General features: G+C 45.0%; 16 protein-coding genes and 3 pseudogenes. 8 read left to right on the top strand and 11 right to left on the bottom strand.

Annotated elements, in window-relative coordinates; all coding sequences use genetic code 11:
- Positions 1–175 precede the first annotated feature (175 nt).
- The 7 genes from potA to UA76_RS25405 all read left to right on the top strand — a co-directional run bounded on the left by potA (position 176) and on the right by UA76_RS25405 (position 6,215).
- The gene (potA, locus tag UA76_RS06070; RefSeq protein WP_047044002.1) at positions 176–1,351 is read left to right on the top strand and encodes a spermidine/putrescine ABC transporter ATP-binding protein PotA; all 1,176 of its coding nucleotides are present in this window, start codon (positions 176–178) and stop codon (positions 1,349–1,351) included.
- Complete coding sequence (gene potB / locus UA76_RS06065) at positions 1,335–2,192, top strand: spermidine/putrescine ABC transporter permease PotB (protein ID WP_047044001.1); 858 nt, start codon at positions 1,335–1,337, stop codon at positions 2,190–2,192. The genes potA and potB overlap by 17 nt, the downstream gene beginning before the upstream one ends.
- A complete protein-coding gene (potC, locus tag UA76_RS06060; protein WP_047043999.1) occupies positions 2,192–2,962 on the top strand; it encodes a spermidine/putrescine ABC transporter permease PotC in 771 nt (256 codons plus the stop codon). Before potB ends, potC begins: the two co-directional genes overlap by 1 nt.
- A 96-nt stretch (positions 2,963–3,058) precedes the next feature.
- Positions 3,059–4,093 carry an extracellular solute-binding protein gene (locus UA76_RS06055; protein ID WP_047043996.1) on the top strand — a complete coding sequence of 345 codons (1,035 nt, stop codon included), beginning with the start codon at positions 3,059–3,061 and terminating at the stop codon, positions 4,091–4,093.
- A gap of 179 nt (positions 4,094–4,272) precedes the next feature.
- Positions 4,273–5,307: an extracellular solute-binding protein gene (locus tag UA76_RS06050; RefSeq protein ID WP_047043994.1), complete on the top strand. Its 1,035-nt coding sequence runs from the start codon at positions 4,273–4,275 to the stop codon at positions 5,305–5,307.
- A gap of 123 nt (positions 5,308–5,430) precedes the next feature.
- Positions 5,431–5,784, top strand: a complete 354-nt coding sequence (locus UA76_RS25410; RefSeq protein WP_337588513.1) for a hypothetical protein — start codon at positions 5,431–5,433, stop codon at positions 5,782–5,784.
- Complete coding sequence (locus UA76_RS25405) at positions 5,754–6,215, top strand: GGDEF domain-containing protein (RefSeq protein WP_337588512.1); 462 nt, start codon at positions 5,754–5,756, stop codon at positions 6,213–6,215. Before UA76_RS25410 ends, UA76_RS25405 begins: the two co-directional genes overlap by 31 nt.
- A gap of 13 nt (positions 6,216–6,228) precedes the next feature.
- Here the strand turns inward: UA76_RS25405 and cobB are convergent, their stop codons facing one another.
- The 11 genes and pseudogenes from cobB to UA76_RS05990 all read right to left on the bottom strand — a co-directional run bounded on the left by cobB (position 6,229) and on the right by UA76_RS05990 (position 17,689).
- The gene (gene cobB, locus UA76_RS06040; RefSeq protein ID WP_047043993.1) at positions 6,229–6,966 is read right to left on the bottom strand and encodes a Sir2 family NAD+-dependent deacetylase; all 738 of its coding nucleotides are present in this window, start codon (positions 6,964–6,966) and stop codon (positions 6,229–6,231) included.
- A 176-nt stretch (positions 6,967–7,142) separates the two neighbouring features.
- Positions 7,143–8,362 (bottom strand): annotated as a pseudogene (locus tag UA76_RS06035) (ammonium transporter).
- Between the two features lie 334 nt (positions 8,363–8,696).
- Positions 8,697–9,113 carry a membrane protein gene (locus UA76_RS06030; protein ID WP_047043991.1) on the bottom strand — a complete coding sequence of 139 codons (417 nt, stop codon included), beginning with the start codon at positions 9,111–9,113 and terminating at the stop codon, positions 8,697–8,699.
- The gene (locus UA76_RS06025) at positions 9,097–10,146 is read right to left on the bottom strand and encodes a formate dehydrogenase subunit gamma (protein ID WP_047044060.1); all 1,050 of its coding nucleotides are present in this window, start codon (positions 10,144–10,146) and stop codon (positions 9,097–9,099) included. Before UA76_RS06025 ends, UA76_RS06030 begins: the two co-directional genes overlap by 17 nt.
- A gap of 14 nt (positions 10,147–10,160) precedes the next feature.
- Positions 10,161–10,769: a formate dehydrogenase FDH3 subunit beta gene (gene fdh3B / locus UA76_RS06020; RefSeq protein WP_047043990.1), complete on the bottom strand. Its 609-nt coding sequence runs from the start codon at positions 10,767–10,769 to the stop codon at positions 10,161–10,163.
- Positions 10,770–10,780: 11 nt separating this feature from the next.
- A pseudogene (locus tag UA76_RS06015) lies at positions 10,781–13,634 on the bottom strand (formate dehydrogenase subunit alpha).
- Positions 13,635–13,645: 11 nt separating this feature from the next.
- Positions 13,646–13,843 (bottom strand): twin-arginine translocation signal domain-containing protein, encoded by a 198-nt coding sequence (locus UA76_RS06010; RefSeq protein ID WP_047043989.1) that lies wholly within the window; start codon positions 13,841–13,843, stop codon positions 13,646–13,648.
- 128 nt (positions 13,844–13,971) lie between these two features.
- Positions 13,972–14,640 (bottom strand): TorD/DmsD family molecular chaperone, encoded by a 669-nt coding sequence (locus UA76_RS06005; RefSeq protein WP_047043987.1) that lies wholly within the window; start codon positions 14,638–14,640, stop codon positions 13,972–13,974.
- A gap of 37 nt (positions 14,641–14,677) precedes the next feature.
- The gene (locus tag UA76_RS06000) at positions 14,678–16,357 is read right to left on the bottom strand and encodes a 4Fe-4S binding protein (RefSeq protein WP_047043985.1); all 1,680 of its coding nucleotides are present in this window, start codon (positions 16,355–16,357) and stop codon (positions 14,678–14,680) included.
- A 207-nt stretch (positions 16,358–16,564) separates the two neighbouring features.
- Positions 16,565–17,185, bottom strand: coding sequence for a DUF3306 domain-containing protein (locus tag UA76_RS05995; protein WP_047043983.1), 621 nt, complete (start codon positions 17,183–17,185; stop codon positions 16,565–16,567).
- Positions 17,175–17,689 (bottom strand): annotated as a pseudogene (locus tag UA76_RS05990) (DUF3305 domain-containing protein). Before UA76_RS05990 ends, UA76_RS05995 begins: the two are co-directional and overlap by 11 nt.
- A 233-nt stretch (positions 17,690–17,922) precedes the next feature.
- Between UA76_RS05990 and UA76_RS05985 the strand changes: the two are divergent.
- Complete coding sequence (locus UA76_RS05985; protein WP_047043982.1) at positions 17,923–18,738, top strand: formate dehydrogenase accessory sulfurtransferase FdhD; 816 nt, start codon at positions 17,923–17,925, stop codon at positions 18,736–18,738.
- Positions 18,739–18,774: the final 36 nt, after the last annotated feature.

The raw sequence follows: 18,774 nt of genomic DNA, 5'->3' as shown, positions 1-18,774 counted from the left end.
TGCCATACGCTTGCATTATTGCTTAATTGGCTGATAATTAATCAATTAACGCCTCTGTAAACATCATTAAATTAGTATGGTAAATAATGTTTACTTTGACCTTAAAAAAATTTTCGGTTTTTACTAAAAAAACGCTTTGCATTCACAAATTTGGTGATTATGATTCGCGCCTCTGATGAGACGGCTATTGACCATAAATTTTAATAACCAAATACAAGGTGGAGAAATACAGACGTTGAACGCTAAACAAACAGCAGATCAGCCAGTTATCCGTTTATCTGGCATCGACAAAAGTTTCGATGGTAAACAGATCATTGGTGGTTTTAATCTTGATGTAAATCACGGTGAGTTCCTCACGATTTTAGGCCCGTCAGGCTGTGGTAAAACCACAGTGCTTCGTATGATTGCGGGATTTGAGTCAGTAGATAGCGGTGAAATCACGCTAGACAGGCAAAACGTTACACAAGTTCCAGCTGAACAAAGGCATGTAAACACAGTATTTCAAAGCTACGCCCTATTCCCACATATGACGGTGTTCGATAACGTTGCATTTGGCTTGCGTATGCAGAAGGTCGCTTCGAGCGAGATTGAACCTCGTGTGATGGAAGCACTGCGCATGGTTCGTCTAGAAAAGATGGCAAACCGTAAACCGCACCAATTGTCCGGTGGTCAGCAGCAGCGTATCGCGATTGCTCGTGCTGTGGTTAATAAGCCTAAGGTATTGTTACTCGACGAGTCTCTTTCGGCACTGGACTATAAGCTTCGTAAGCAAATGCAGATCGAGCTTAAGCAACTTCAGCGTCAATTGGGTATCACGTTCATTTTCGTTACCCATGACCAAGAAGAAGCTTTGTCTATGTCTGACCGCATCATTGTTATGCGTGATGGCGTGATTGAACAAGACGGTTCACCTCGTGAAATCTACGAAGAGCCGAAGAACTTGTTCGTTGCTCGCTTCATTGGTGAGATTAACGTCTTCAATGCAGAAGTGGTTGAACGCATCGATGAGAAACGCATAAAAGCCGCCATCGAAGGTGTCAATTCGGTTGTGTACTACGACCAACCTGTTGAAGCCGGTGATAAACTTCAAGTGTTGTTGAGACCTGAAGATTTACGCATCGAAGAGATTAAAGAGAGCGAGCAAAAAGGTATTGTGGGCCACGTGACTGAACGTACCTACAAAGGCATGACTTTAGATTCTGTCATCGAACTTGAATCTGGCATGCGCGTAATGGTGAGTGAGTTCTTCAATGAAGACGATCCAGATGTGGACCACTCTCTAGGCCAAAAAGTCGCAATTACCTGGGTAGAAAGCTGGGAAGTGGTATTGAAAGATGAGCAACAAGATTAATCTGCAAAACGCGATTATTGCGCTTATCGTAGGGTGGCTGACACTGTTTGTGTTGTTTCCGAACATTATGATCATCGGAACCAGCTTCCTGACTCGAGATGAAGCCAACCTTATTGAGATGACCTTCACACTCGATAACTATGCGCGATTGATGGATCCATTGTACGCGAAAGTACTCTGGCACTCCTTCTACATGGCAATCGTGGCAACCTTGATCTGTTTAGTAATTGGTTACCCGTTTGCTTACATTGTGGCGAAGATGCCTGCGCAATGGCGACCAGTGATGCTGTTCTTGGTTATCGTACCGTTTTGGACGAACTCTTTAATTCGTACTTACGGTTTGAAAATTGTATTGGGCACTCAAGGTGTTCTGAACAAAGGTTTGCTAGCGCTAGATATTATCGATAAACCACTGCGTTTAATGTACACAGAAACCGCAGTGATGATTGGCTTAGTCTATATCTTGCTGCCTTTCATGATTCTTCCACTCTACTCAGCAATTGAGAAGTTGGATGATACTTACATCGAAGCGGCAAAAGATTTAGGTGCGAATAAATGGCAGACCTTCATTAAGGTTGTTTTGCCACTAACCATGCCAGGTATTATCGGTGGTTGCCTATTGGTTCTATTACCAGCACTAGGAATGTTCTACATTTCAGACCTTCTTGGCGGTGCTAAGAACCTATTGATTGGTAACGTGATTAAGAGCCAAGTGCTCAACGCAAGGGATTGGCCATTTGGTGCAGCGACCAGTATTGCATTGACGGTTGCAATGGCAATCATGCTTTATGCTTACTACCGAGCGGGTAAGCTATTGAATAAAAAAGTGGAGCTTGAGTAATGGGACGTAGTGTTCGATTCAGCTTTATGACATTGGTGTATGCGTTCTTGTATCTGCCAATTATCGTGCTCATTGTGAACTCATTTAACGCCAACAAATTTGGTATGAAATGGGGTGGATTCACAACAAAGTGGTACGAAACATTAGTGAACAACGACAGCTTGATGCAAGCTGCTTGGCACTCATTAAATGTAGCGGTATTTTCCGCAACCGCGGCGACGATTATTGGTAGTTTGACCGCAGTTGCCCTATTCCGCTATCAGTTTAAAGGCAAAGGTGTCGTTAACGGCATGCTGTTTGTGGTGATGATGTCGCCTGATATTGTTATGGCGATCTCTTTGCTCGCGTTGTTCCTAGTGTTGGGCGCCAAACTTGGTTTCTTTACTTTGTTGATTGCTCACATTACGTTTTGTTTGCCGTTTGTTGTTGTTACGGTTTACAGCCGACTCAATGGCTTCGACGTAAAAATGTTGGAAGCAGCAAAAGATTTAGGTGCTAGTGAATGGACGATCTTAAAACAGATCATTCTACCACTAGCGAAACCAGCGGTCGCTGCGGGTTGGTTATTAAGCTTTACCCTATCGCTGGATGACGTAATCATCAGTTCATTTGTGACTGGTCCTACGTATGAAATTTTACCATTGAAGATCTACTCGATGGTTAAAGTGGGCATTTCCCCTGAGGTGAATGCTCTTGCAACGATAATGTTAGTTGTTTCTTTGGTGCTAGTTTTAACCTCTCAATGGCTAGCAAGAGAAAAAGTCAAATAACGACACAACGCATTAATCGATGGAAACAGAATGGTCTTTACCATTCTGTTTTTCTTTGTTCTGCCTTAGGGCACGTTTAGTTTGGAGCTAACGTCAATGAAAAAATGGGCTACTTTATTAGCTGGTAGTGCATGCGCTTTATCTCTGTTTTCAACAGCAGTAAGTGCGAAAGATAATCAAGAATTGGTATTCATGAACTGGGGGCCGTACATCAACAGCGAGCTTCTTGAGCAGTTTACTGACGAAACAGGCATTAAGGTCATCTACTCAACTTACGAGTCTAATGAGACCTTGTATGCCAAGCTAAAAACACACAACAAAGGCTACGATCTCGTCGTACCGTCAACCTACTTCGTGGCTAAAATGCGCGAAGAAGGTATGTTGCAAAAGATTGATAAGTCTAAGTTGACTAACTTTGATAACTTGGACAAAAACTATCTGAATAAGCCTTACGATCCAAATAATGACTACTCTATTCCACATGTCATTGGTATCACAGGCTTAGCTGTTAACACAGATATGTACGATCCAGCTGAATTTCAAAGCTGGGCGGATTTGTGGAAGCCAGAGCTAGCAGGTCAACTAATGCTGATGGATGACACGCGTGAAGTGTTCCACATCGCATTGAAGAAGCTCGGTTACTCAGGTAACACAACGGATGCTGCACAAATCGATGCCGCTTATGAAGAGCTAAAACAGCTGATGCCAAACGTATTACTGTTTAACTCTGACAATCCAGGCGCTCCTTACATGTCTGGAGAAGTGGGCTTGGGTATGATTTGGAATGGCTCTGCGGCAGCTGCTTTATCAGAAGGTTTACCTATCAAACTGGTATTCCCGAAAGAAGGCGGTATTGGTTGGGTCGATAACTTTGCGATCACCTCTGGTGCACAGAATGTAGAAGCGGCGCATAAGATGATCGACTTTTTGCTTCGCCCAGATATCGCAGAGCAAATCTCTCGCAATGCAGGGTACTTAACGGGTGTAGAAGCGTCTAACGCGAAATTCAAAGACATCGAGCCATTGTTCCCTAGCCAAGAAGATTTGGACCGTATCGAATGGCAAGACGCAGTTGGCAACAGTACATTCCAGTACGAAGAGTACTTCTTGAAACTAAAAGCGGGCCAATAACCCACCAAAAGGTGACCGAATAGGTCGCCTTTTTCGTATACTTACTGATAAATCAGTAAAGTCTATAGCTAATACAGTGTTTGTTTATGATCTATTTAGCAAAAATCTAAATAAATCTATTCGTTTGTGCTATCTTTCTATCCGAACAATCAGGAACTTATAATTTAAACGGATACGAGATGAAAACTAAACTGTATGCGGGCGTTTTAGCCGCAACGATCTTCGCTTCCCCGACTTTTGCTGCCGACAAAGAGCTCTACTTTTACAACTGGTCTGAATACATTCCAAATGAAGTTTTAGAAGACTTCACCAAGGAGACTGGTATTAAAGTGATCTATTCAACTTACGAGTCTAACGAAAGTATGTACGCTAAGTTGAAAACACAAGGCTCAGGCTATGACCTTGTTGTACCTTCGACTTACTTTGTGTCGAAAATGCGTAAAGAAGAAATGCTTCAGCCAATCGATAAAGAAAAGCTAACGCACTTTGCTGATTTAGATCCAAACTATCTGGATAAGCCATTCGACCCTAGTAACACCTACTCTATCCCATACATTTGGGGTGCAACGGGTATTGGTATCAATACCGATATGCTAGATAAGGATTCAGCAGTAAGCTGGGACGATTTCTGGGACTCAAAATGGGAAGGCCAGTTAATGCTGATGGACGACTCACGTGAAGTCTTTCATATTGCTCTGACTAAACTGGGTTACTCGCCTAACACAACTAACCCTGCGGAAATTGAAGAGGCTTACCAAGAGCTACGTAAGCTGATGCCAAACGTATTGGTATTCAATTCTGACTTCCCAGCTAACCCATATTTAGCCGGTGAAGTGTCGCTTGGTATGCTTTGGAATGGCTCTGCTTACATGGCACGCCAAGAAGGCGCTTCGATTGACATCGTATGGCCAGAGAAAGGCGCAATCTTTTGGATGGACAGCCTAGCTATTCCTTCTGGCGCTAAAAACATCGAGGCGGCGCATCAGATGATTGACTTCCTTCTTCGCCCTGAGAACGCTGCGAAGATTGCGCTTGAGATTGGATACCCTACTCCAGTTAAGTCTGCCTATCCTCTACTGCCTGAAGAGTTTGCCAATGATCCAAGTATCTTCCCACCACAAGAAGTGATGGACAGCGGTACTTGGCAAGATGAAGTCGGTGAAGCAAGTGTGCTTTATGATGACTACTTCCAAAGACTCAAAGTCGGCAATTAATTCAAGTGGTCTAATCCCCTTTGGATTTTGTTTCAATACAATACGTTATTTCTTGTTAAAGCGGCTTAGGCCGCTTTATTTTTGCGCTATTATTAGTATTAACAATTGCCAAGGGATGTGTGAATGAGGAAAGACAATTTAATGCTTCTCGCGCTCTTAGGGCTCTCTCTTGCAGTCCTGTTTTCGTTGTTTCTAACCAACAGCGCCAAAATTGACTCTATTTACGATGTAGTGTTCGAAAGTGTCGCCCTTGCGGTTGTTGTTTACATTTACGTAATTGCAAAGTCTGTCATTTTGAGCAGCAAGAAACTGCATATTGGCATCATTATTCTTATTTTTACTAGCGTTTATGACATCATCACCGAACTCAAAACCTTGGATGATATCGCCGATACCTACGAACTGTTCGACACCATGATTGAAGATGGCTTTCGTCAGGTTGCTACTTGCTCATTGCGTTTGGAATTACGGACTTAATCAAGAAAGCCAAGGAGAGCGCGTGTATTGATGAGTTAACTGGCCTATACAATCGCAAGCGACTGTCACGAATTACTCTCGAGAATTTTGATTTAATCTATTTCGACCTAGATGGTCTGAAGCGAGTCAATGACACTAAAGGTCATGATGTTGGAGATTTGGTACTCATACGCTTCTCGCAAGCCTTAAAGCAAGCCTGTGAAATGGATGAGCAGTGTTTTCGAGTGGGCGGTGATGAGTTTGTGGTAACAGTGAAAGAAGGACGCGGTCAAGATTACATGCAGGCGCTGTCTTCAATTTTACACGGAGAACCGATTAACTATAGCTATGGTATTCAGACGACAAGTCGTTCACAGCTTGACGACGCGTTAAAGTCAACCGACGCAGAAATGTACAAAATGAAGCAGCGCCACAAAGAGGAAACGTCTTAATTAGACCCCGGCGCTATGCCTGCTTTTTGATTTCAGGCAGGTGTGATAGCAGTTCGTCCACTAACTTAGCCACTTCGATGCTAGCTTTGCCGTAGCGTTTTTCCGCAAACTCACTTTCAACGGCACTTGGTTCTAAGTTTATCTCTATGGTATGTGCTCCGTGCATTCTCGCGTCATGAACAAAGCCTGCAGCTGGGTATACCACGCCTGATGTGCCAATTGAGATAAACAGATCGGCTTCTTCTAGAGCGGCGTAGATATCCCCCATTCTTAATGGCATTTCGCCAAACCAAACAATGTGAGGTCGCATTTGAGATGGGATCTGGCAACAATGACACATCTCCCCTGTGACGATGTCACCTTTTTGTTCGATCACCTGATTGGACTCGCTACAGCGCGCTTTCAGTAGCTCGCCATGCATGTGAATGACGTTTTGGCTTCCGCCACGTTCGTGTAGGTTATCGATATTTTGAGTGATGATCGTGACCTTTCCGTCGAGGTACTTTTCTAGCTCACCAAGAGCGATATGAGCTGCATTAGGTTTGATATTCGGAGATTGCAGTTTTTCTCTGCGCATGTTGTAGAACGACTGAACCAAATCAGGATCTTTTGCAAAACCTTCTGGAGTTGCTACATCTTCAATACGATGATTCTCCCAAAGCCCATCCTGAGCTCTGAATGTTTGAATACCTGACTCCGCGGATATACCCGCGCCCGTAAGTACAACAATGTTTCGATACGGAAATTTCATAAACAACCTTCCATTGGCTTTTCTTTAAGATTAGCACCGATTGGAAAGGCCCTGAAGCGTTCGCGATTAGACCATAGTCGCAATTTTGTTAGGGTTAATTTGTTTCTGTGACGTGGAACGAAAAGAGCGGCTGTAAGCCGCTCTCAATTATGATGTTTTGATAAGAAAAATCTGGGTTAATCTTCGCTAGTTGCTGAAATTTTGTGAATCGCTAAGTCGGCACCATTGAACTCGTCTTCTTCACTTAAGCGAATGCCGGTTAACGAGTGAATAACGCCATAAACAATCAATGCACCAATCAGTGCGACAGAAATGCCAAGCAATGTACCTAGAACTTGCACAGTTAAGCTTACGCCCCTAACCCACCAAGGCTAGATTGGCCAAAGATGCCCGCAGCAATACCGCCCCATGCGCCACAAACACCGTGAAGTGGCCATACACCGAGAACGTCATCGATCTTTGTTTTGTTCTGCAGGTAGGTAAACAGATAAACAAACACAACGCCTGCAATTGCGCCAGTGATGAGGGCGCCGATTGGGTGCATAAGGTCTGAACCCGCACATACTGCCACAAGGCCAGCCAGCGGACCGTTATGGATAAAGCCTGGGTCGTTTTTACCGGCGATCAATGCAGCGATGATGCCGCCTACCATGGCCATTAACGAGTTCATCGCCACTAGACCGCTAATACCTTCGAGTTGCTGAGCCGACATGACGTTAAAACCAAACCAACCTACACACAGGATCCAAGCACCAAGCGCGAGAAATGGAATATTCGAAGGCGCGAAGTTGGTGTGTTTACCAGCGCGTACACGCCCTTTACGCATACCTAGGAAAATAACCGCAACCAAAGCAATCCATCCACCTACGCCGTGTACCACAACGGAACCTGCAAAGTCATGGAAGCCGGCTGAGAATGTCTCCTCAAACCAAGCCTGCACGCCAAAGTTACCATTCCAGATCATGCCTTCAAATACAGGGTAAACCAACCCAACCGTAAAGAAGGTTGCAATTAAGATCGGGTAGAACTTGGCACGTTCAGCAATACCACCAGATACGATGGCTGGAATAGCAGCCGCAAAGGTTAGTAGGAAGAAGAACTTAACGAGCTCATAACCGTTGCCTTGGGATAGCTCTTCAGCAGGCGCGAAAAAGTGGCCACCGTAAGCCACCCAATACCCAATAAAGAAATAGGCGATGGCAGAGACGCCAAAATCAGCAAGTATCTTTACCAGTGCGTTGACTTGGTTCTTGTGTCTTACCGTCCCTACTTCAAGGAAAGCAAATCCAGCATGCATCAGGAAAACCATGATGGCACCCAATAGTAAAAATAAGGTATCTGAACTCTGAGTGAGAACCTGTACTGCTCCATGTACTTGGTCGGCTGTAACGCTCATTAAAAAACAACTCCATTTTGTTGCACGTAAAATGTGCATGTTGATTTATGCTGCTCCAATTCAGAGCAGTTATGGCTGAGCTGTTTAGGCAAAAATCACACCAATGGTAAGTTATGTAACAAAATACTTCGCCGTAAGTCATTTAACTGCATGAATAATATAAATAAAATATCCTTTAATTTATCTATATCCATGATTTTATTGTGTATTTTTTTGCTGATTTTTATGCACTGTCATGATGCATTGCACCAATATAATGCGCACCACTATCGCGCAAATTTTAGGCACAAAAAAAGCGCCAGAAGAATCAGGCGCTTTTCAATAGGTCGATCTGTTATAGATTTGGGCCAGTAGTTATATTTAACGGCTGGTTGTTTTTAAGCTGCTTCATTCCACGGTACATTCGCACGAACCAAAGGATGATAGCGGCGAATGCAAAGCACATCCCAACATAAGGGATGGCGTAGGCGATCTTGTCGAGCATTGTACTCTTGTACCAATAATCACTTACCCCAACCAGTACACCATTGGCAGTCGCAACAGTGACGATCAATACAACAAAGAAGGTTAAGTTTAGAAAGAAGGTTCTTATTAAACCGTAGTAATGGGAGTTTACTACTTCGCCATCTTCATTCTTATCAAGTCGGTAGCCTGCGTAAACAATCGCTATAACGCCAGATATTAAACAAGTAAAAGGCGTAAAACAGCTGAGTATGTAGGCAACCCAAATACCTTTATGCGGTTTGTTCATCTGGCTTAGCCTCCTTATTGTTTGCGTTAGACTCTTGCGTTGTTGACTGCTCTTTCTCCATCACCTCTGCATACCACAAATCATGATGCTCTTTTGCCCATGTCTCGTCGACTTCACCTGTCACCATGCCTTCCAATGCACCTTCCATACCAAATAGGCCGATGTAAATATGGAAGACAAATCCACATATCAGGATCAGTGCAGAGAGCATATGGATTAGGTTTGACAGTTCCATATCGCGGCGAGTTTGGCCAAAGATTGGGAAATCTAAAACCAAACCACTTAGCGCGACAACTGTACCCACCACAATCAATAGCCAGAACAGTGCTTTTTCGCCTGCGTTTGAGAACTCTGCTGAGGGATGCGAACCTTTGTGTTTACCCACCATTCCGCCTAGCTTCATAAACCAGACAAAGTCCACTTTAGCGAAGATAGATTTACGCCACCACTTGAACAAGATCAGAACCAACAGCACGCCAAATAGCGGACCGACATAGTTGTGATACTGCTTAGCCAACATGATGATGAAGCCCCAAAGCTCAGTTGGGACATACGGCTTAAGGAAATGCTTCCCGTAAACCAGCATCAAGCCACTGAACGCCAGTGTCAAAAAGGTGAAGGCCATGCTCCAGTGCAGCGCCCTATCCAATCTTGTCCAACGTTTGATACGTTTACCCGTTCGAGGAGCACTCAACATCACAGGGCCAACGATAATGTAGGCTAAGATGACCACTGAAATGCTGCCAAAAATGGCAACTGCACCTGCTGGTGACATCCACTTCTCTTTAAGAATGTACCAAGTTTGGCCTGGTGTGCTGATCAACACCCCATGCTCAGGGAACTGAGACGTTGTATACCCCTCTTGCCCCTCTCTCACTTGACGCCAAAAGTCTGCGCCAGCCAACTGAGTCATTTCCCTTTCTGCCGTTGAAGGCGGGTTTGATTCAGCATGAGCGGCTAGCGGCATGCTAAGGAGTAATGCTGCCAATATTGACAGCATTATGAGAGATGTTTGCTTGAATCGCTTTAACATGTCTCTCTCCATGATTAGCTCTTAGTCGCGTCGTAAGAAAGATCTTCACCGTTCGTCCAACCTGCGTCTTTCGCGCCGCGCTCAACTACTCGCTGACGGAAAATGTCAGACACTTTCTGTGCATCACCAGCAATCAGCGCCTTGGTTGAACACAATGACGCACACATTGGCAGCTTGCCTTCAGCAATACGGTTTGCACCATACTTCTGACGCTCCTCCACAGATCCCGGCTCAGTTTCAGGGCCGCCTGCACAGAAGGTACATTTGTCCATTTTACCGCGTTCGCCAAATGCACCCTGTTTAGGGAACTGAGGCGCGCCAAACGGGCAAGCAAATAGGCAGTAGCCACAACCAATACACAAATCTTTATTGTGAAGCACGATGCCGTCTTCTGTATGCTCAAAACAATCTGCTGGGCAGACCGCTTTACATGGCGCGTCGGTACAGTGCATACAAGCCACCGAGATTGAGTTCTCACCCGGCTCGCCATCGTTAATGGTGACTACGCGGCGGCGCTGAATGCCCCACTCTAATGCGTCGTCGTTTTCGTTCTTACATGCCGTGACACAGCCGTTACATTCAATACAACGTTGGGTGTCACAAAGGAATTTCATTCTAGCCATTGTTCAGATCCTTACGCTTTACGAATGTTACAAAGAGTCACTTTAGTTTCCTGCATTTGAGTCACAGGATCGTAGCCATAGGTGGTGGCGATGTTTGCTGATTCACCAATCACATATGGGTCTGTACCTTCAGGGTATTTGTCTCTTAGATCTTCACCTTGGAACTTGCCGCCGAAGTGGAATGGAATAAACGCCATGCCCGGCTTCACACGTCGTGTCACTAACGCTTTCACATGAATACGGCCTTTCTCTGCACCTTCTACCCAAACCATGTCACCATCTTTGAAGCCATTGTCGTTCGCATCTTTCGGATTCACTTCAACAAACATTTCTTGCTGAAGTTCCGCTAGCCAAGGGTTTGAACGTGTTTCTTCACCACCACCTTCATATTCGACCAAACGACCGGAAGTTAAGATGATTGGGTACTCGCCCGACTTATCTTGGTCTTGAATCGACTTGTACATCGTTGGTAGACGGTAAATAGATTCACTGTCGTCCCAAGTTGGATAATCTGTGACAAGGTCACGTCTAGGTGTGTATAGCGGCTCGCGGTGCAGTGGTACTCGATCTGGGAAAGTCCACACTACAGCACGTGCTTTCGCATTACCGTAAGGGATACAGCCATGCTTAATAGCAACACGCTGGATACCGCCAGATAGGTCCGTTTTCCAGTTCTTACCCTCAGCTGCCGCCTTTTCAGCTTCTGTAAGGTCGTCCCACCAACCAAGGTGCTTCAAGAGTTTGTCATTAAACTCTGGGTAGCCATCTTCAAGTTCACAGCCTTTAGAGTAACTGTCTTCTGCTAGTAAACTCTCGCCTTCAAATTCAACGCCAAAACGCGCGCGGAAATTACCGCCGCATCCGCAACATGCTTGGAAGTGTCGTAAAGAATATGGGTGCCTGGGTGTTTCATCTCTGGCGTACCCCAGCATGGCCAAGGCAACCCGTACGTTTCACCGTGTGCTGGTCCGCCTTCTGCTTCTAGCGTCGTGTTGTGGAAGGTATGCCAGTTCATTGTGTGCGCTTTGATACGCTCAGGGCTTTGGCCTGTGTAGCCAATGGTCCACATGCCTTTGTTGAACTCACGAGTGATGTCTTCAATCACAGGTTGATTGTTTTTCACTTCCACGTGTTTGAACAACTGATCCGCAATGCCTAGTTTCTGACTAAGAAGATACATGATTTCGTGGTCAGGCTTAGATTCAAACAGGGGCTGAACCACTTGCTCACGCCATTGTAGTGAACGGTTAGACGCGGTGACCGACCCCGTAGTTTCGAACTGAGTGGTGGCTGGAAGCAAATAAACACCATCAGTGCGATCATTCATTACTGCAGCAACTGTTGGATATGGATCGACAATCACCATCATATCGAGCTTTTGCATCGCCTTTTTCATTTCTGGACCGCGAGTTTGCGAGTTCACCGCGTGGCCCCAGTAGAACATGGCGCGAATGTTATCTTTCTGCTCGATGTTATCTTTGTTTTCTAATACGCCATCAATCCAACGGGAAACGGGAATTCCCATGTTGGTCATTGGTTGTTTGCCACGGTATTTATTTTGATCAAAGCGGTCTTTCACCCACTCGAAATCCAAGTCCCAAACTTTAGACCAGTGTTTCCACGCACCTTCCGACAAGCCGTAATAGCCCGGTAGTGTATGTGAAAGAACGCCTAGGTCTGTTGCACCTTGCACGTTGTCGTGACCACGGAAGATGTTTGCACCACCGCCTGAACGCCCCATGTTACCCAGCGCGAGTTCTAATACACAGTACGCGCGGGTATTGTTGTTACCCGTTGTATGTTGTGTACCACCCATGCACCACACTACGCAGCCCGGACGATTCTCAGAAAGCAGTTTTGCAGTTTGATAGACTTCTTGTTCCGTTACGCCAGTAACACGCTCAATTTCAGCAGGTGTCCACTTAGCAACTTCTTCACGAATCTCATCCATACCAAACACACGCTGGCGAATGAATTCTTTGTCTTCCCATTGGTTAGCAAACACATGCCACAAAATACCCCAGATGAACGCGACATCGGTACCTGGGCGAAGAGAGACATAGTGATCGGCTTTCGCTGCTGTGCGAGTGCGACGAGGATCCGCTACTACGATCTTACAATTGCTCTTTTCTTTCGCGATCAAGATATGTTGCATCGCAACTGGGTGAGCTTCTGCTGGGTTCGAGCCGATAAACAGCGCAGACTTACAGTTGTGCATGTCATTGAAAGAGTTTGTCATGGCGCCGTAGCCCAAGTGTTTGCTACACCGGCTACTGTAGTTGAGTGACAAATACGCGCTTGGTGGTCAACGTTGTTCGTACCCCAAAGCGACGCCATCTTTCTGAACATATACGCTTGTTCATTGTTGTGTTTCGCACTGCCTAGCCAGTAAACCGAATCTGGCCCTGACTCTTGGCGAATCTCTAACGCTTTGTTACCGATCTCTTCGATGGCTTGCTCCCATGAAAGCTTTTTCCATTTACCGCCTTCAAGCTTCATTGGGTACTTTAATCGACGCTCACCGTGGCCATGTTCACGCAGAGCAGCGCCTTTTGCACAGTGTCCACCAGCGTTGAAAGGATGGTCGAACGCGGGCTCTTGCCCAGTCCACACGCCATTTTGTACTTCCGCGTAAATGCCACATCCCACTGAACAGTGACTACAAATGGTACGTTTGATTTCAGTTTGAGCATCGGCAGGAACCGATTTGGCTTCGGCTTTTTTGATCATTCCAGGAGATAGCAAGCATGCGCCTGCAACCGCACCACCAGCAGCAAGCGAGGTGTTTTTCATGAATGAACGGCGGCTGATGCCAAGTTGATTGGTTTCGCGACTGACGTTGTCAGAGCGTTTCGTTAGTTTCATTTTATCGCTCCTTATAGTGAATCGTAGTAGTCACGAATATGTTGAGTTTCGTGATAGCCCGTTTTTTTCTTCTTAACGTCTAACGGTTTCTCTTCAGAAGCTGACGCAACGGTGGTAGTGCCCGCTACGACCGCACCTGCAACCGCTGCGGTGGCCATTCCTTTGAGTAACTCTCTGCGACTGTTGTCGACTTGTTTATCGTTTTTCATTATTGCTTCCTTACCCTTTCTTATTGCTCTATGGGTGACTTTATGTTTTTTGGGTACGTCTTATTTTTGGCTACGTCTTAATATATGCTGCTGATGTACCTCTAATGATCTGAATTAACTAGTAACTGTCAGCTATCTACTGAGTCGATTAGATTTTTCACATCGATTTTTAACTTGTTTTTGTTGGTGATCTTTTTGTCGCTGAACATGACTTTCTCAATGTTAATAAACGTGTCCATAAGATCAGCCACCGTCAGATAGAAATTAGAACTTTGCGCTTGGCGCACTTGTTCGGTGAACTTGGTAAACCAAGTGCTTAGATGGCGATTGAAGAAGGCTTGCTGATTCGCCAGGCTTTCTTGCTCTCCATTAGAGGCATCCTGCGCGAGATGCGCCATCACTTCGCAAATGGCTGCCATATGATCTTCAGGCTCTTTAACGGTGTCTTCTCGTTCAAAACCCAACAGGTCGAGATCTTGTCGAATCAGTGCTAAGGGCTTTTCCATTAATGATCCTGTTAAGTGCCAAGATGCAAAAGGCACCACTTCACCACGGCCGATACCGATGAAAAGCTGCTGGTATTCGTCGGCTAACTGTTCTGTATCTGCTTTGTTTGCGGCAGTAATGATGGACTGCCAAGCCTTCGACATGTCACTGCCATTGTTTTCAATTTCTAGAGAAGCAATAAATCCAAGCAGCTCTTGGCTTGGTGCTTGTCTGAGCAAAGCGGCGATCAAAAGATAAACATCCGCTCTGAGCGTATTTGATTCACCAGTTTGAGAATGATGATTGTCCATAGGTTTTTCCTAATTTTTTGCGGTTTATATCGGTGAATCAGTACTTAAGTTGCTCAGTTGGGTCTTCAGCCATCGACTCAAACACATCAATCACTCGGCAGTCTTCACACATTGCGATTCGGTTGATTGCCTGTTCATTATTGAACTGAGAGTGACCGCGTAACTTATTCTGAAGCATGGTGATCATCGATTGAGGTGCAAATGGCTTATGACAACGAATACACTCTGCTGCTTTCTCTTGATGCAGGGTTTGTACGCTCTGACGCGTCTCTTTATCCCAGTTAAATCTTGGGTTTAGAGTCAGTGCATTCTCAGGACAGGCCTTTTCACACATTCCACATTGGATACAGTCTTGCTCAATGAAGTTAAGCGATGGCGAGTCTCCGTCATGATGAAGCGCACGGGTTGGACATACCGCCACACAGCCCATACATAAGGTGCAATCCTTACTCTCACAATCGACAGAGCCGTATGGTGCATTATTTGGTAGTTGAGTGATTGTTGGAGATGCATCGCTAGGCTGTTCTGCTAAAGCGTCAAGAGCTTGAAACAGGCGTTCACGTTTACTTCCTTCTAACTCCCCGATGGGTGCAATAAGGTTGTCATTAAGTAAGGTTGGTTTAGCGTCACGTAGCGATTCCAAGTAAAGAATGTCTACGATCGATTTGTTCATGCCTAATTGTTCAAGGAGAGTTTGGGCAATAGCCACTTCCCCATTAAGTACCTTTAGGATCGTTTTTGGCATGTGTTGGCTCGCCGCAAACAACACTTGCATTGCTCCGTTTACTAAAGCTGCAAACCATGTATCAATACCAACACTTGGAAGCTCTTCAACCACAATTGGAACGACATTGTCAGGCAAGGCTTTTAGCGCCATCACGTTGTAGGTCTCATGACGAGAGCTACAGAACAGCACTATGGCGTCAGTACCACCTTGAGAGCGATAGTTTGCTAGTGTGCGTTCAATGAATTTTTGGGTCGCTTTAGGCTCTGGAAGCGCGTAGTGAATGGCTTCTGTAGGACACGCCGTTGAACAAGTTCCGATACCTTGGCAAAGGTACGGATTGATTTCGATTCGATGCCCTATTTTGTCATTACCTTGGCTAGACAACGCGCCCGCAGGGCACGCGTCGACACATCGTTCGCAACCTTTTACGCCACGTTGGCTATGAGCACATAGGTCGGTATCAAGTCGGAAATATTTCGGTTTATCAAAGGTTCCCATCAACGTTGGGATCTCGGATAGTGCATCAGCAAGGCTTGGATAGCCCCTGCCTACAGGGTAATAACCCGGTACAGGAACTTCTTCGCTCATACATCCGTTCAAAGACAGATCTAGGACGATATCGAAACAGTCTTGATTAATCGCAATGGGAGCAAGGCTTGATTGTGTAACGCCACTTTCAACAACGACTTCAAATGTACCCAGAAAACCGGAGACTTCGATTCGGTTAGCAAAATACAAGTGGTGCTCTTTTGAAGGGATACCGTCTGTTGATAGCAGAGTCAGTGATGACATCTCAGACAGTTGTTCTGCAGCACTGAGTATGATTGCCGTAGGGCCAATCAGGAGTGTATGGCCTCCACTTTCATAGCTAACTGTAGGTGGGACGAGATTAGTGAGTTCTACCGTATTGTTAACAGCAAACCATCTTGCTTTGCCATTCGTTGTTTTTGATTCTTGTAATAGTTCTTTAAGCTGTGTTTCTCTAAGCATGGTTCGCTTCCAGTGTTGAACATGATTTGATGCTCGTTACTGAGTGCATAGCAATTAGTAGACCAACTTAAAAATAGATGTTAAAGCTTTAAATAACAGTAGGTTAATGGTTGTCAGCTAAATATGATTTTGTAAGTCTGTGTGCCAAACCTATAAGTGAGACAATTTGTCCCACTCATAGATGAGATTACGTGAGTCAAAATGTACCTACTTTTTATATGGTATATTTTGTCCCTTATAATCATCTGGTCTTTGTTCGAGATTCTCTTCTTGTTGTTTTTTGTCCTCTTGAACGCCTTCTGTTCCTTGTCCGCCAACGCATTCGTTACTGGTTTCAGAACTATTCTCTAAGCTATTTCCTAATTCAAGGTTCTCGCCCTCTTCTTCTGCGTCTATTTGGGATGGAGGCGAGTCTGCAACTGGTTCTTCATCATCATGATCGTTAACCCAGTCACGTAGTCGCTCAGCGACATCCGAAGAAAGCGATTTAACGGCTTTAAAATCATGATCATAGTCATTGAGCGCGTCAACTTGGTTGAACTCTTCACTCAGAAACAGTTTTCGCATGGCCGCTTTCTTAACTGACGATTCCACCTCTGAAGCGAGTAAATTGGCTAGCGAACCCTCTGTTGATTCTTCACTGACAGAATTAAGGGTCGATGCCTCGGTTGGTAGCTCCAAATCCCCCGCAGATACAACGTCAGCTTCAAATTGGCTAGTTGAATGTTCAACCCTAGATTCTGCTTTCTCTAGCTCAGTGGATTGCGACGTAGCCTGTTCTGGTTCTAGTTTTCGTTGGGACCAACGTGAAAAGAAGTTATTTGCCACTGGAACGCCCCGCTCCTTTGCGCTTCTTACGTCTTTGTTCTAAGAGCTCGCCATGCCTGCCGATGAAAGCTTCCATCCACGCTTGGATCGCTAACGGCATGTCGTGTGAGAGTACAAGGTAGTCCCCGTCCAAGTACTGCGCAGCAACGCTTTGAGAGGCAGTAAGACTAACGATCTTTGGTTGTTCGTTACTTTCATTATTATCTAACACTAAAAACAACTTAGGCTGTTGGGAACTTAGATTAAATCGGTAGTCTGTTCTTTCGTCTTTAAACAGTTCTAAATAGGCCAAGCTTGCACTGAGGTTACTGGTTTAAGCTCAAACCCATTTAGCTCCCATTGCGTCGTCACCCAACGACTAGATTCAATACTTTTGGACTCCAGTATGCAGTTGAGTGGCCAAAGTTCTTCTGTTTTCTCAAGGTCGTTTTTCTCAATGACTCTCTCTTCAAAATCTTGGGGCTGATCGTTAACCGTCGGCGCTGACGTTTGTTTTAAGTTCATTTATCTCAACCTTTGCTTAATGCGGCTTTTGGCTTTGTCTGGAGGCGTAAGTGAGCACCAGATTTAAAAATGTGGGCACCTCTATTGGGAAATACACCGAATTAAAGTATGGTGATAACGCTTTAAAGGCAGCCTAGCTTTGTTTATAACAGCAATGCATCAAGCAATATTCATACCTATATAAACAGCAATAAGATTAGGCACGTTAGACTCACAATTAGGATCAGAAAGTAGTGAAACCCAACATTATTAAAACAACTGAAAACCCACTACAAACCATTGAAGTAGAAGTCTTCGATGAATATGGCGAAAAGCTTGTTAAGCAGATAGCATGTGAACGCCCTCTTACCGTGATGCTTAATTGGAAAGAGATTGTGACCCTTATGACTTTGGGTTCGAGGCCAGAAACATTGGTGCTTGGTTACCTCAAAAACCAGAGTTTTCTCTCTGACATTGAATCAATCGAATCTGTAATCGTTGATTGGGAAACAAATACCGCAGCTGTGATTACTAAAGAGAATACCGATCATCTTGATAAAGCGCTTAAGAAGAAAACAGTGACATCAGGATGTGGCCAAGGCACCATGTATGGAAATGTCATGAAGCAGCTAGAAAATTATCAAGTTCCGCAAACGCCCATTAAGCAGTCTGAGATATATACGGCCCTTGAAGCCCTTACCCACTATAACGACACCTACAAAAAAGCAGGTGCGGTTCATGGCTGTGCGGTATGTAAAGGCGACGAGGTGCTCTCTTTTGTCGAAGATGTTGGCCGTCATAACGCAGTGGATACACTGGCTGGCGAAATGTGGCTCAATCAAGAAACCGGTAAAGATAAGATCTTCTACACCACGGGTCGTCTTACTTCTGAGATGGTTATAAAAGTCGCACAAATGGGAATTCCAGTGCTTCTTTCTCGTTCGGGTGTTACCCAAATGGGATTAGAATTGGCCGATAAATTTGGTATTACTACTATTGCTCGCGCGAAAGGCTTGCGTTTTCAAGTTTTTAGCGGTGCAGACAAAATTGAGTTCGATGTTAAGGGTTAATGCACCCCCTATTTCGACTTAAAACTTCCTAATAAG

This window comes from Vibrio mexicanus (assembly GCF_001012815.1).
In the GTDB taxonomy this organism is placed as follows: Bacteria; Pseudomonadota; Gammaproteobacteria; order Enterobacterales; family Vibrionaceae; genus Vibrio; species Vibrio mexicanus.
Note: the sequence above shows the minus strand (reverse complement) of the source record. Positions and strands in the feature narration are given on the sequence as shown.